Source organism: Microbacterium azadirachtae, assembly GCF_000956545.1.
Taxonomy (GTDB): domain Bacteria; phylum Actinomycetota; class Actinomycetes; order Actinomycetales; family Microbacteriaceae; genus Microbacterium; species Microbacterium azadirachtae.
Genome location: NZ_JYIT01000081.1, coordinates 145,419 through 159,066, shown reverse-complemented (window position 1 = coordinate 159,066; position 13,648 = coordinate 145,419). Strand labels below are relative to the sequence as shown.

Genomic DNA, 13,648 nt, shown 5'->3' with positions numbered 1-13,648 from the left:
TGGTCAGGCGAGGTCGGTGAAGAGCCGCATCGCCTGCGGACCCATCTCGATCTGGGTCAGGATCACCCGGAACGATCCGTCCGGATCGATGTACACGTCGGTGCCGAGGCCGCCCGACCATCCGTAGCGCCCCCGGTGCGGGCCCTCCGTCTGCACGGCGACGCCGTATCCCCACCCCATGCCGTCCCAGAAACCCGGGAAGAAGCTGTCCGGCGTCTTGAGGCGCGGAGGGATGCGGTCGGTCCGCATCTCGTCGAGGAGGCGTGGCTCGACGACGAGGCGATCCCCGAAGCGACCGCCCGCAGCCAGCATGCGGGCGAACGCGGCGTAGTCGGACGCCGTCGAGACCAGCTCCGCGTGGCTCAGGTCGAACGGTGCCGGCGCCATGTAGAAGCCGTCCCCGGCGGGCTCGATCGGGCTCAGGGGGCCGTCTTCGCCGTGGCGGAACGCGGCAGGGAGGCGGTGCGCCTGCGGTCGGGGGACCGTGTATCCCGTGTCCACCATGCCGAGGGGCTCGAAGAGGTCCTCGGCGAGGTGCTCCTCCAGCGACCGCCCCACCACGCGGCCGAGGAGGATCCCCAGGACGCCGAAGGAGTGATGGTACCGCCAGCCCTCGCCCGGCGAGAACATGAGCGGGAGCGCGGCCAGGGCGTCGAGCCAGTCCTGCGCGCCCAGGGCGACGGCCTCCTGGCTCGCCTGCGTGCGATTGGCGACCATCGCGTCGCGCAGAGGGCCCGGCGTCGTGGTCATGCCGTACCCGGAGGTGTTCGTCAGCAGGTGCCGCACGGTGATCGGCGATGTCGCGGGAACGACATCGTCCAGCGCCGAGTCGGGTGTGCGCAGCACCCTCCGATCCGCCAGCTCGGGCATCCAGCGCTCGACCGGCGCGTCGAGGTCGAGTCGTCCGTCCTGCACGAGACGCAGCGTCGCCACCGCGAGCACCGGCTTCGTCATCGACTGGATGCGCACGATGGCGTCGTCGCCGAAGTCTCCGGCGGAGACCACGTCGAGGCGCCCTGAGGCGTCGCCGTCGGCGACCACGATCCCGGGCGCCGTGCCCTGCGCGACGTGCCGCTCGATGATCTCCTGCACCTGTGACGTCATCTTCGTCCTCCCTCGCTCCGGCCTGCCGCCCACCCTATGACGCCGCGGATCGCAGGCTCTTGCGGAGGGGGCGGATCCAGACCTGTCGTGCCGTTGTCAAGCCCCTGCCGTGCGCATCGGGTCGCGCCTAGCGTGAGGGGTCGACGGCACCCGGCCGCGGAACGGAGGCTAGAACCTCATGGGTATGGGAGTGGGCATCGTCCTCTTCGTCATCGGCGCGATCCTGGAGTTCGCGCTGCGCATCGACGTCACCTGGATCGACGTGCATCTGGTCGGCTACATCCTGATGATCGCCGGTGCGGTCGTCTTCCTGCTGAGCCTCATCCTGCTGCTCGTGCGACGCGGTCGTCGCACCGGGCCGGTGAACGACGAGGAACTGCTCTGAGGAGCGGCGGAGCGGGCGGGGCGACGCAGCGGCGAGGGATGCGATCCCGCGTCGTCACAGGCCGCGGTGCGCGGCCCAGCGCCGACCCGCCTCGGTCGCCGCGCTCGTGATGAGGGCGTCGATCTCGGGGGAGCGCCGCACCGGGAACGACACGTAGGCGCCGCGTCCGCCGGCGACGGGGCGACCGTACGCCTTCGCCGCCAGCGTCCCGTCGGGGAGCAGCCTCACGGTCAGGGACTGCAGCTCGAAGCGCTCACCACGCCGCTCGTCCTCCCACCGCAGCGCCGGCGGGATCGCGACGTTCAGTGCGAGCGCGCCGATCTCGACGTCGTCGCCCACCGCCGCGCCCTCAGGCCTTCCGGTGCTCGTGGTAGTAGGCGAGCAGGGCGCGAGTGGAGGGATCCTGTGCCGCGATCGCATCCTGGTCGCCCTCGATGGCGGGCGCGATCTGCAGGGCGAGCTGCTTGCCCAGCTCGACGCCCCACTGGTCGAAGGAGTTGATGCCCCAGACCGCCCCCTGCGTGAAGGTGATGTGCTCGTACAGTGCGATCAGCTGACCCAGCACGGCCGGCGTGAGCGCGTCCGCGAAGATCGAGGTCGTCGGCCGGTTTCCCGGGAAGGTCCGGGCGGCCACCAGCGCGCCCGTAGTGCCCTCGGCCTCCACCTCGGCCGCGGTCTTGCCGAAGGCGAGCGCCTTGGTCTGCGCGAGGAAGTTGGCGAGGAACAGCCCGTGCACGTCGCGACCGTCATCGGAGAGCGGATAGGCGGGGTTCGCGAAGGCGATGAAATCGGCCGGGATCAGCCGCGTGCCCTGGTGGATGAGCTGGTAGAACGCGTGCTGCCCGTTCGTGCCCGGTTCGCCCCAGAACACCTCTCCGGTGTCGGTCGTGACCGGCGAGCCGTCCCAGCGCACCGACTTTCCGTTCGACTCCATCGTGAGCTGCTGCAGGTAGGCGGGGAAACGGCTCAGCTGCTGCGCATACGGCAGCACCGCGTGCGACTGCGCGCCGAGGAAGTTCGTGTACCAGACGTTCAGCAGGCCCATGAGCACCGGCACGTTGCGCTCCAGGGGAGTGGTCCGCACGTGCTCGTCGACGGCGTGGAAGCCCGCGAGGAGGTCGCGGAACACCTCGGGGCCGAACGCGATCGCGAGCGACAGCCCGATCGCGCTGTCCACGGAGTAGCGGCCTCCGACCCAGTCCCAGAAGCCGAACGCGTTGGCGGGATCGATGCCGAAGGCGGCGACCCGGTCGAGCGCCGTGGAGACCGCGACGAAGTGATGCGCGACCGCGGTGCTGCGGGCCTCGTCGGTGCTCACGTCCACGCCCGCGGCGCCGAGCCGCTCCCAGAGCCAGTCGCGCGCCAGTCGCGCATTGGTCAGCGTCTCGAGGGTGGTGAACGTCTTCGACGCGACGATGAACAGCGTCGTCTCCGGATCCAGGTCCGCCGTCTTCTCCGCCATGTCCGTCGGGTCGATGTTCGACACGAACCGTGCCTGGATCCCGCTGCCGTAGGGCTTGAGCGCCTCGTAGACCATGACCGGCCCGAGGTCGGATCCGCCGATGCCGATGTTCACGACGTGGGTGACCTTCTTGCCGGTCACGCCGCGCCATTCGCCCGAGCGCACCCGGTCGGCGAAGGCGCCGAGCGCGTCGAGCACCTCGTGCACGTCGTGGTCCACGTGCTGGCCGTCGACGACCAGCTCCGGAGACGCTCCTGCGGGACGGCGAAGGGCGGTGTGCAGCACCGCGCGGTCCTCGGTCGTGTTGATGTGCACGCCCTCGAGCATCGCGGCGAAGCGCTCGGCGACACCCGTCTGCTCCGCGAGCCGCACCAGGGCGGCGCGCACCTCAGGCGTGATGAGGTTCTTGGACAGATCGACGCGCAGATCGGCCAGATCGAACGTCAGGCTCTCCACGCGCTGCGCATCGTCGGCGAACCAGCCGCGCAGATCAGGGGAGAACGCATCCCGCAGCGCGGTGAGCTCGGTCCAGGCGGAGGTCGAAGAGGCGTCGATCGGGGAGGTCATGTCCTAACGCTAGCGCCGACCGCCGCCTCTGTGCGCGGTGCCGTGCGGAGGGTTCCGAGGCGGACCCGCGCGCGTGCCCGGCCCGCCTCGGAACTCAGGCCTGTTGGCTGCGATCCGGCAGCTGCTGAAGCGTCCAGCGGTTGCCGTCGGGATCCGCGAAGGTGACAAAGCGACCCCACGCGAGCTCGTCCACGCCTTCCGCCTCCACCCCGAGTCCGCGCAGGTGCGCGAGCGCCTCATCCGCGTCGGGCACGACGACCTGGATCGTGTTCTGCTTGCCCGGCTCGAGGTCGATCCCGAGGTTGGTGCCGAACGCGATCGAGCAGGCCGAGCCGGGAGGCGTCATCTGCACGAACCGCAGCCCGTCGAAAGGCGTCTGGTCGTGATCCGGGTTGAAGCCGATCCGCTCGTAGAACTCCTTCGAACGGTCGACGTCGGTGACCGGCACGAAGATGAGCTCGATCTTCCAGTCCATGCTGCACGCTCCTTCGAGTGGGGAAATCGTGGCGGCGGATCCGCCGTCGGGGTCGACGCTACGCCGGGCCTCCGACATCGCGGCGGGAGCAGGACGGTGAAAGCCTCAGTCCCCGTCGCGCAGGGCCTCGGTCGCCTGGCGATGCGGCAGGACGGGGTGCATGCCGGTGTAGCCCTCGCGCTCGCCGGCGGCGGCGAGAATGCGCTTGCGCGCGGCGATCCAGCCCACGATGAGCGCGGGGATGATCGCCACGAGCGAGAGCAGCACCCAGCGCCCGGTCTCGGTGAATCCCATCGTGACGAGCACGAAGACCAGGAACGCGAGCGTGAGGTAGCCGGTGTACGGGGCGCCGAACATCCGGAACGACGGACGCTCCAGCACGCCCTTCTTCGCCAGAGCGTGCAGGCGGAGCTGGCAGAGGATGATCGTCGCCCAGCCTCCGATGATGCCGAGCGCGGAGACCTCGAGGACGATCTCGAACGCCTGCGACGGGACGACCGCGTTGAGCACCACACCGGCGAGCGTGATGACCGAGGTGAGCAGGATCCCGCCGTACGGCACGCCGTTGCGGCTCATCCGGGCGGTGAAGCGGGGCGCCGAGCCGTTGACCGACATCGAGCGCAGGATCCGTCCCGTCGAGTACAGGCCCGCGTTGAGGCTGGACAGTGCGGCCGTGAGCACGACGAAGTTCATCACGGAGCCGGCGACCGCGCCGGTCTCGGCGCCGCCCAGGTGCGAGAAGAACGTGACGAACGGCGACTCGCCGGCCTTGTAGGTGCTGAAGGGCAGCAGCAGCGACAGCAGCAGGATGGAGCCGACGTAGAAGATCGCGATCCGGATGACGACCGTGTTGATCGCGCGGGGCATGACCTTCGCGGGTTCGGCCGTCTCGCCCGCGGCCGTGCCGATGAGCTCGATCGAGGCATACGCGAACACCACGCCGGAGATGGCGATGAGGGGCGCGAACAGACCCATCGGGAAGAGCCCTCCGTGCTCGGCGAGGATCGAGAAGCCGGTCGGGCCCACGTCGGTCGGCGCCCGCAGGATGAGGATGACCGTGCCGACGACGAGGAACGCCACGAGCGCCACGACCTTGATCATCGCGAACCAGAACTCCATCTCGCCGAACACCTTCACGCTGACGAGGTTGAGCGAGAGCACCACGACCAGTGCGATGAGGGCGATGAGCCACTGCGGCACGGCCTGCAGCGGAGGCCAGTAGTGCGCCCAGAACTTCACGTACAGGGCGGCGGCGGTCACGTCGACGATCGAGGTCATCGCCCAGTTCAGGAAGTACAGCCAGCCGCTCACGAAGGCGACCTTCTCGCCGTAGAACTCGCGGGCGTAGGAGACGAAGGATCCGGAGGAGGGGCGGTGCAGCACCAGCTCGCCGAGCGCGCGCAGGATGAGGAAGGCGAAGAACCCGCACAGCGCGTAGACGAGGATCAGGGCCGGCCCGCTCGAGGCGAGGCGGCCGCCCGCCCCCATGAACAGGCCCGTGCCGATGGCGCCGCCGATCGCGATCATCTGGATCTGCCGGGGCTTGAGCGCCTTGTGGTAGCCGGCCTCCTCGCTGGAGAAGTCCTCGACGGCCATGAGGCGGTCGCCCGTCAGTTCGCGCTCGTTCTCGAGGGCGTCCTCGGGATCGCGGGGTCGACCCGGGATCTGATCGCTCATTGCGATGCCTTTCGTCGTGGCCGCCCCGGGGACGACAGCCGTTCACTGGTGCATCCGCGATCTTCCCCCCGATCCCGTGCGCAGGGCAACGAACGAACCGGCGCGGCGCCGTTCCGACGACCGAGGCGTCCGCGCGACAATGAGCCATGACCGAAACCAGCGTCGTCGGCGACAGCATGCTCACCCGGGCCGAAGGGCTCGCCGCGGGGCGCGTGGCGCGCACGCGCGTCCCGCGTGCGGAGCTGGCGGCCCTGACCACGGACGGACGAGATCCGCTCGCGATCCTCGACCATCAGAACCGCACGCGCGTGCCGGAGCTGATCCCGCTGCGCACCGAGCGCATGGCGGCCAGCCCGTTCGCCTTCTTCCGCGGCACGGCGGCGATCATGGCCGCGGACTTCGCCCGGGAGCCGCACACCGGGATCCTCGTGCCGTCCTGCGGTGACGCGCACATCGGCAACTTCGGATTCTTCGCATCGCCGCAACGCACGCTGCTGTTCGACCTGAACGACTTCGACGAGGCGGCATGGGCGCCGTGGGAGTGGGATCTGAAGCGACTCGTCGCCAGCGTCGTGATCGGAGCGCGCGAGACCCGGGGGCAGGAGCTCGCCGATACGGCGGCCCGGCAGAGTGTCCTGGCCTACGTGCGGGCGCTGACCGCGGCGGTGCGGGCGGATCCGCTGCAGCGCTACTTCGCGCACTTCGACGCGGAGGCCAGCAGGACGGGGCTCGACGTCGATTCGCAGCGCACCCTGCAGAAGGCGATCTCCGCGGCGGAGAAGCGTACCGGGGCGCGCGCGGCGCGCAAGCTCACGGTGCGGGGCGACGACGGCCATCTGCGGTTCATCGAGCAGCCGCCGGTCATGACGCACGCCGACCCGGAGATCCGCGAGGTGAGCGACACCGCCTTCGCGGAGTACGCGGCGACGGCGAACGTCGACATCCAGCTCCTGCTGCGTCAGTACCGGGTGCGGGATGTGGCCCGCCGTGTGGTCGGAGTCGGCAGCGTCGGCACGCGCTGCTATCTGGCGGTGCTCGGCACGGCCGACGCGGAGCCGCTGCTGCTCCAGGTGAAGGAGGCCGGGCGCAGCGTGCTCGTGGAGTACGGCGGGATCGCTCAGCCGGACGACCTGCAGCAGCGGATCGCCGACGGCGGCGAGGGGGCCAGGGTCGTGGGCGTGCAGCGAGTGTTGCAGGCGTTCTCGGATCCGTTCCTCGGGCACATCAAGGGCGCCGCCGACGACTACTACGTGCGCCAGTTCCACGACATGAAGGGGTCGATCGACACCGACGAGATCGAGGACGAGGGGTACCGCGAGTATGCGGTCGCCTGCGCGATCACACTCGCCCGCGCGCACGCGCAGGCCCCCGCCGCGGCGCAGATCGCCGGTTATGCGGGCAAGGGCGCACGGCTCGCCGATACGCTGGTGGGCTGGGCCAACGCCTACGCCGACCTGGCCGCCGCGGACTACCGCGCGTTCACGGCGCGAGCGGGCGTCCACGCCGCGGCGGAGGCCGCACCGAGCACCGCGCAGGAGGCTGCGCAGAAGGAGAGCAGATCATGAAGCAGGTGCGATTCGGATCCGGATCCGCCCCCGCCGTCGTCGCCGGGATGATGCGCATCGACGGCCGCACGGACGCCCAGATCCGCGAGCTGTACGACACCGCGCGCGCGAGCGGCATCGACTTCTTCGACCACGCCGACATCTACGGCGGCGCGATGCACGTGTGCGAGGACCGGTTCGGCGCGGCGCTGGGCCTGTCGGCCGCGGAGCGCGACGAGATCACGCTGCAGACCAAGTGCGGGATCGTCCCGGCGGAGGGCATGTTCGACTTCTCGTACGCGCACATCATGCGCCAGGTCGAGGGATCCCTGAAGGCGCTGCGCACCGACCGGATCGACGTGCTGCTGCTGCACCGGCCCGACGCCCTCGTCGAGCCGGAGGAGGTCGCCCGAGCCTTCGACGAGCTGCACGCCTCCGGCAAGGTGCGCTCCTTCGGCGTCTCCAACCACACCCCGGGACAGATCGACCTGCTGAAGACCGCCGTCACGCAGCCGCTCGTCGCGAACCAGCTGCAGCTGTCGATCACGCACGCGCCGATCATCGCTCAGCCGATCGCGGCGAACATGGCCGCGCTGGAGCAGAGCGTCGTGCGCGACGGCGGCGGGATCGTGGACTACTGCCGGATCAACGGCATCACGATCCAGGCATGGTCGCCCTACCAGGCGGGCTTCTTCACGGGCGTCTTCCTGGACAACCCCGCCTACCCGGAGCTCAACGCGGCGATCGAACGGATCGCCGCCGTGCACGGGGTCACCCCGATCGGCATCGCGACCGCCTGGATCACCCGGCATCCCGCAGGGATGCAGGTGGTGCTCGGCACGACCACGCCCGCGCGCGTCCAGGAGGCCGCCGACGGTGCGGACGTCGAGCTCAGCCGCGCGGAGTGGTACGAGCTGTTCCGGGCCGCGGGGCACACCCTGCCCTAGCGCGGCGGGCCCGGGATCCGCTCCGGTCTGGCAGGCTGTCGTCATGGGCCTGGTGTTCTCGATCCTCGTGCTGGTGCTGATGATCGGCGCGCTCATCGACATCATCACGCGCCGTGACGACCAGGTGAAGCACCTGCCCAAGGTGTTCTGGGTCATCCTCGTGATCATCCTGCCGCTGGCCGGATCCCTGATCTGGTTCCTCGTCGGCCGCGAGTACGACGGGGAGGGGATCCGGCTGCCGCGACCGCGCGAGCGCCGTGCCGATCCGCCCGCCGCGGCGACGCCTCCGCCGCCGTCCGACACGCGCAGCACCGAGCAGCAGATCGCCGACCTCGACCGCGAGATCGAGGAGTGGCGGCTGCGCGCGGAGATCGAGAAGCGCAAGAAGCAGCAGGGCGAGGAGGGGGCCCGATGAGCGCGGCACCGCGTCTGCGTCGCGCCGTGATCGGCGGCGGCAGCGGCTATCTCGGCACCGCGCTGCGCGACGCCCTGCGCATCGACGGCTTCGACGTGCGCACGATCGGCCGCAGCGGCGCCGACGCCCGATGGGACGATCCCGCCGGGATCCTGCGCCTCGTCGACGGGGCGGATCTCCTGATCGGTCTTGCGGGCCGGCGCATCGACTGCCGCTACACCGATCGCAACCGCGAGGAGATCCTGCGCTCCAGGGTGCGCACCACTGCGGCCCTGCACCGCGCGGTCACCGCCGCGGCGACACCGCCGGCGGTGTGGATGAACGGAAGCTCCGCGACGGCCTACCGCTACTCCCTCGACACGCCGCGCACCGAAGCGGATCCGCTCGAGGAGAAGGGCTTCTCGCCCGATGTGACCCGGGAGTGGGAGGCGGCGCTCTTCACCGGCGAGACCCCGGGAACGCGGCGGATCGCCCTGCGCACCTCGCTCGTGCTCGGGCGCGGCGCGCCCGTGATGGAGATGCTGCTGCGCCTGGCCCGGCTCGGGCTCGGCGGGCCGCAGTACGACGGCTGGTGGTTCCCGCACCGGCGCTACCGGGGGATCGGCGCGCACCCGACCGACCCCGACCGGCCCGACTACGAGCACTCGCGCGGTCGTCAGCGCCTGAGCTGGATGCACGAGCAGGACTTCGTGCAGGCGGTGCGATTCCTCCGCGATCACGACGAGGTCGCGGGTCCGGTGAACATGGCCTCGCCGCACGCCGTCACCAACATCGACCTCATGCGCACCCTGCGGCGCGCCGTGCATGCGCCCTTCGGTCTGCCGGCGCCGCGGTTCGTGCTCGAGCCCGGGATGGCGGTGCTGCGCACGGAGTCGGAGCTCATCCTGAAGAGTCGTTGGGTGCTGCCGCAGGTGCTCGAGGACGCCGGCTACCTTTTCCGGTTCCCTGAGCTGGACGGCGCGGTGCGGGCGATCGTCGGCCGCTGACGCGTCAGTGCGCGGCGGGAGCGGCGAACGACGTGCGGACGGCCTCGTCGAGGTCGGGGTGCGCGAATGCGTAGCCCGCGTCGAGGAGCTTCTCGGGCTCGACCCACCGGCTCTTCAGGATGAGCTCGGTCTCCGTGCCGAGTGCGATCGCGCCGAGTTCGAGCATCCAGCGGGCCGACGGCAGCCCGAACGGGACGCCGAGCGCGCGCCGCACCGTCGCCATGAGGGTGCGATTGTCGCTCGCCCGTGGCGCCACCGCGTTCACCGGGCCGTCCACTTCCGGGTGCCGCTCCAGGAAGGCGATGATCCCCGCCAGGTCGTCCACGTGCACCCAGCTGAACCGCTGCCGTCCTCCGCGGGCCCGGAACCCGTGCGCCGTGCCCGCGGCGCGACGGGCGCGCCCGAGGGGCCAATGCCCGTCGTGCTGGGTTCCGCCGAGGCCGAGGCGGGAGAGCGTGCGCAGCGTGCCGAGCACGCCGCCGTCGCCGAGCACGATCGCCGTGCGCAGTGCCACGCGCCGCGTGCCGGGGAGGTCGCCGGCGAACAGCTCCCGCTCCCAGGCCTTCGCCACGTTGACCGAGAAGCCGGTGCCGAGCTCTCCCCGGGTCTCCGTCTGCGGCCCGTCCTCGGCATGTCGGTAGATCGTGGCCGTGGAGGAGTTGATCCAGAGAGGAGGCGGCGTCGCGGCGCGCGCGACCGCCGTGCGCAGCGCGGTGGTGGTCGTCGTGCGCGAGCGGAGGATCTCGGCCCGGTTCGCGGGCGTGTAGCGGCAGTTCACGCTCTTGCCGGCGAAGCCGACCACCAGCCCGGCTCCGTCGACGGCGGCGTCGATGCCGGCCTGGTCGTCCCAGCGCAGGTCGGCGTCGTGCCGGGAGACGGTGATGACCTCCCGTCCGGCGGCCCGCCATCGTCGCGCGAGATCCTGCCCGATGAAGCCCGTGGATCCGCCCAGCACCACCCGGCCGTCGACTCCCTGCGTCATGGCTCCTCCTCGATCCCGTAGCGGAACGTTCCCGACAGTATCGAACATGTTCAAAAAAAGCGAACACGTGACTATGGCGAAACGCAACGCTCCGCTTCCGCGAACGGTCAGCCGACCGCGGTCAGCTCTCGATCAGGCGCACGAGACGCTCGTGGCCGGACTCCTCCAGCTCGGCGATGTCGGAGCGCGACTTCAGGAACGCGTTGAAGGACCGGTAGCCGAGGGCCTTCTCGCTGAACGAGGGGTCCATGCGGCGCATCTGCGTCTTCACCGCGGAGCTGTGCAGCCACTCGTCGCCGTCGCTCTTGTCGTGGCCGAGCCGCAGCGCGCGCGCCAACGTCGCCGTGGCCTGCTCCTGGTCGGTGGTGGTGGGCTCTTCCTTCTCCACGGTCGCGCGGGACTGCTTGCGCGCGCTCTGGGTCTGCTTGGCGGCGGGCTTCTTCGGCACGGCCTCGACGGGCGCGGGGGCGCGCTCGACGCCGGGCAGCGAGTCGTACGCCTCGAACTCGTCGCAGGCGGCCGCCAGCGACTTCGCGGTGGATCCGGCGACGCCCACGCCGATCACGTAGCGGCCGAGCCGCTTGCAGCGCTGGGCCAGCGGGACGTAGTCGCTGTCACCCGCGACGATGACCACGTGGGTGAGGTCGGGGAGGCGGAACATGTCCTCGACGGCGTCCACGGCGAGGCGGATGTCGGCTCCGTTCTTCGCGTACGCCGCGGCGGGGAAGAGCTGGACGAGGTCGACCGCGCGCGCCACGAGCTGCGAGCGGTACTCGGCGTTCACCGGCGAGGACCAGTCGGCGTACGCCCGCGTGAGCACCAGGGTGCCGAACGACGACGCGTAGTCGATGATCGCGCCTACGTCGATCATCGCGGCCTTGAGACGCTCCGCCACCTCGGCGTCGGACGGGTCGTCCTGGATGCGCTGGCGGTCCTTGCTGTACGCGTTGCGTCCGTGCACCCGGTCGTACCAGGAGATGACGATGTTGTCGAAGTCGAGATAGACGGCGACGCGGGTGTCCTGCGGTTCGGCCATGGGTTGTCCTCCGGAATCGGTCAGGCGGCTTCGCCGGGGTAGCGGACGCCGATCTGAGCACGGATGTTGTCGAGAAGGCCCATGATCGCGACCGACTCGGCGACCGGGAGCAGATCGCTGTCGAGCGTGCCGTCGGCGACGTACCGTTCGGCGGCGAGGGCCTGGTACTGCATCCCGCGGCCACCGCCGCGCCCGTCGGCGGTGGTGCGGCCGTCGAACTCCTCCTGCACGGTGCCGTCGGTCGCGACCACGCGGAACGTCGTCGGCGAGTACCAGACGCGGTCGATCTCGATGCGCGCCCGCGTTCCGAGCACCACGGCGGTGTTGGGGCCGGCCGCGCGCGACGAGGACAGCGTGGTGGAGACCGCGCCGCCGGTGTGCGTCATGATCGTCGCGACCTCGGCGTCGGCTCCGGTCTCGGCGAGACGACCGGTCGCCTGCACGGTGAGGGGCGCGCCGAGCACGTCGTAGACGAACGAGATCGGGTAGATGCCGAGGTCCAGCAGGGCCCCTCCGCCGAGCTCGAGGGCGTTGAGGCGGTGCGCCGGATCGGTCGGCAGCGACTGGGTGTGGTCGGCGGACACGGCCCGGATCTCGCCCAGGACTCCCGCGGCGATGATCTCGCGCAGGCGGACCATGTGCGGCAGATAGCGCGTCCACATCGCCTCCATGACCAGCAGGCCCTTCTCGCGCCCCAGATCCGCGAGATCCTGCGCCTCGGACCGGTTCAGAGTGAACGCCTTCTCGACGAGCACGTGCTTGCCGTGCTCGAGCGCGAGGCGCGCGTCGGCGTGATGCATCGGATGCGGCGTCGCCACGTAGACGATGTCGACCTCGGGATCCGCCGCGAGGGCCTCGTAGGAGCCGTGCGCCCGGGCGATCCCGTAGCGGGCGGCGAAGGCGTCGGCCGACTCCTGCGACCGGGAGCCGACGGCGACCAGGTCGAGGCCCGCGGTACGCAGGTCGGCGGCGAAGGCGGCGGCGATGCCACCCGTGGCGAGGATGCCCCAGCGCAGCGCTGAGGGGCGAGAGGGGGCGGTCATGCCTCCAGCGTACGGGCAACCGCTCGGACGGCGGGCGATCCGGGGCGCCCCTGTCGGTGCGGGTTGGCATGATGGGGCCATGGCCGATCTGATCACCGCCGCCGAGCTCCGCGCCCTGATCGAGGAGGGCGGCGATCCGCGCATCCTGGACGTGAGATACCGCCTCGGCTTCACGGACGGACGTGACAGGTATCTCGACGGGCACCTTCCGGGCGCGGTGTTCGCCGACCTCGAGGAGGAACTGGCGGCGCACGGCGCGCCCTCGGACGGACGCCATCCGCTGCCCGCCGACGATGACCTCGAACGGGCCGCGCGCCGCTGGGGCATCCGCCGGGATCAGACCGTCGTGGTCTACGACGACGCGCGCTCGCTGCCCGCATCGCGGGCGTGGTGGGCGCTGCGCCGTGCCGGGGTCGCCGACGTGCGCGTCCTGGACGGCGGACTCGCCGCCTGGCGGGACGCCGGAGGCGCGGTCGAGCGGGGCGAGGTCGTGCCCCCGCCGGGCGACGTCGTGCTGACCCGTCCTGGATCGACCGGCGTGCTGGACGCGGACGCGGTGGCGGCGTGGACCGGAGTGCTCCTGGACGCCCGTGCGCCGGAGCGGTTCCGCGGCGAGACCGAGCCGATCGACCCTGTCGCGGGGCACATCCCCGGCGCTCGCAACCTGCCGATCGCGGAGGTCCTGACGGCGGACGGACGCTTCCGCAGCCCGTCCGAGATCGAGGCCGCGTTCGAGGCCGTCGGCGCAGGGGAGGAGGTCCCGATCGCGGCCTACTGCGGATCCGGCGTCACCGCCGCGCAGCTCGCGCTCGCCGGGGCCCTCATCGGACGCGAGGTCACGGTGTATCCCGGATCCTGGAGTGCCTGGTCGAACACGCCGGGGCTCCCCGTCGAGACCGGAGCGGTCCCCGCGGAGGAGGATCCCCTGGAGGACTGAGCACCGCGTCGGACCGCGAGGAGGGGGTGCCGCCGGTCCCCTCGACGACACCCCCTGTACCCGGATCGCTGTGCGTCAACCCGACTGC

The 13,648-nt window shown here is 71.0% G+C and carries 14 protein-coding genes; 6 read left to right on the top strand and 8 right to left on the bottom strand.

The window, feature by feature from the left end; all coding sequences use genetic code 11:
* Positions 1-3 precede the first annotated feature (3 nt).
* Positions 4-1,104, bottom strand: a complete 1,101-nt coding sequence (locus tag RL72_RS12940) for a serine hydrolase domain-containing protein (protein WP_045251245.1) — start codon at positions 1,102-1,104, stop codon at positions 4-6.
* A 178-nt stretch (positions 1,105-1,282) separates the two neighbouring features.
* Between RL72_RS12940 and RL72_RS12935 the strand changes: the two genes are divergently transcribed.
* Positions 1,283-1,489 (top strand): DUF6458 family protein, encoded by a 207-nt coding sequence (locus RL72_RS12935; protein WP_045251244.1) that lies wholly within the window; start codon positions 1,283-1,285, stop codon positions 1,487-1,489.
* A 54-nt stretch (positions 1,490-1,543) separates the two neighbouring features.
* Here RL72_RS12935 and RL72_RS12930 read toward each other — a convergent pair whose 3' ends face one another.
* From RL72_RS12930 to RL72_RS12915, 4 genes are all read right to left on the bottom strand, one after another.
* Positions 1,544-1,828, bottom strand: a complete 285-nt coding sequence (locus RL72_RS12930) for a hypothetical protein (protein WP_045251243.1) — start codon at positions 1,826-1,828, stop codon at positions 1,544-1,546.
* A 10-nt stretch (positions 1,829-1,838) separates the two neighbouring features.
* Entirely contained in the window at positions 1,839-3,518 is a 1,680-nt protein-coding gene (gene pgi / locus RL72_RS12925) for a glucose-6-phosphate isomerase (RefSeq protein WP_045251242.1), read from the bottom strand.
* Between the two features lie 94 nt (positions 3,519-3,612).
* Positions 3,613-3,993, bottom strand: coding sequence for a VOC family protein (locus RL72_RS12920; RefSeq protein ID WP_045251241.1), 381 nt, complete (start codon positions 3,991-3,993; stop codon positions 3,613-3,615).
* A 105-nt stretch (positions 3,994-4,098) separates the two neighbouring features.
* A complete protein-coding gene (locus tag RL72_RS12915; protein WP_248700474.1) occupies positions 4,099-5,589 on the bottom strand; it encodes an amino acid permease in 1,491 nt (496 codons plus the stop codon).
* Positions 5,590-5,816: 227 nt separating this feature from the next.
* Between RL72_RS12915 and RL72_RS12910 the strand changes: the two genes are divergently transcribed.
* The 4 genes from RL72_RS12910 to RL72_RS12895 are packed head-to-tail and all read left to right on the top strand — an operon-like array spanning position 5,817 to position 9,562.
* Complete coding sequence (locus tag RL72_RS12910) at positions 5,817-7,235, top strand: DUF2252 domain-containing protein (protein ID WP_082072376.1); 1,419 nt, start codon at positions 5,817-5,819, stop codon at positions 7,233-7,235.
* A complete protein-coding gene (locus RL72_RS12905; protein ID WP_045251239.1) occupies positions 7,232-8,161 on the top strand; it encodes an aldo/keto reductase in 930 nt (309 codons plus the stop codon). The genes RL72_RS12910 and RL72_RS12905 overlap by 4 nt, the downstream gene beginning before the upstream one ends.
* Positions 8,162-8,204: 43 nt before the next feature.
* Positions 8,205-8,576 carry a PLD nuclease N-terminal domain-containing protein gene (locus RL72_RS12900; protein WP_045251238.1) on the top strand — a complete coding sequence of 124 codons (372 nt, stop codon included), beginning with the start codon at positions 8,205-8,207 and terminating at the stop codon, positions 8,574-8,576.
* Complete coding sequence (locus tag RL72_RS12895; RefSeq protein ID WP_045251237.1) at positions 8,573-9,562, top strand: epimerase; 990 nt, start codon at positions 8,573-8,575, stop codon at positions 9,560-9,562. The genes RL72_RS12900 and RL72_RS12895 overlap by 4 nt, the downstream gene beginning before the upstream one ends.
* A gap of 4 nt (positions 9,563-9,566) precedes the next feature.
* Here RL72_RS12895 and RL72_RS12890 read toward each other — a convergent pair whose 3' ends face one another.
* The 3 genes from RL72_RS12890 to RL72_RS12880 form a co-directional block, all read right to left on the bottom strand.
* A complete protein-coding gene (locus RL72_RS12890; RefSeq protein ID WP_045251236.1) occupies positions 9,567-10,544 on the bottom strand; it encodes an epimerase in 978 nt (325 codons plus the stop codon).
* A 121-nt stretch (positions 10,545-10,665) separates the two neighbouring features.
* On the bottom strand, positions 10,666-11,580 hold the full coding sequence (locus RL72_RS12885; protein ID WP_045251235.1) for an NYN domain-containing protein: 915 nt from the start codon (positions 11,578-11,580) through the stop codon (positions 10,666-10,668).
* A 20-nt stretch (positions 11,581-11,600) separates the two neighbouring features.
* A complete protein-coding gene (locus tag RL72_RS12880) occupies positions 11,601-12,623 on the bottom strand; it encodes a Gfo/Idh/MocA family protein (RefSeq protein ID WP_045251234.1) in 1,023 nt (340 codons plus the stop codon).
* Between the two features lie 79 nt (positions 12,624-12,702).
* On the opposite strand from RL72_RS12880, the gene RL72_RS12875 reads away from it, so the two are divergent.
* Positions 12,703-13,560: a sulfurtransferase gene (locus RL72_RS12875; RefSeq protein ID WP_045251233.1), complete on the top strand. Its 858-nt coding sequence runs from the start codon at positions 12,703-12,705 to the stop codon at positions 13,558-13,560.
* Positions 13,561-13,648 lie beyond the last annotated feature (88 nt).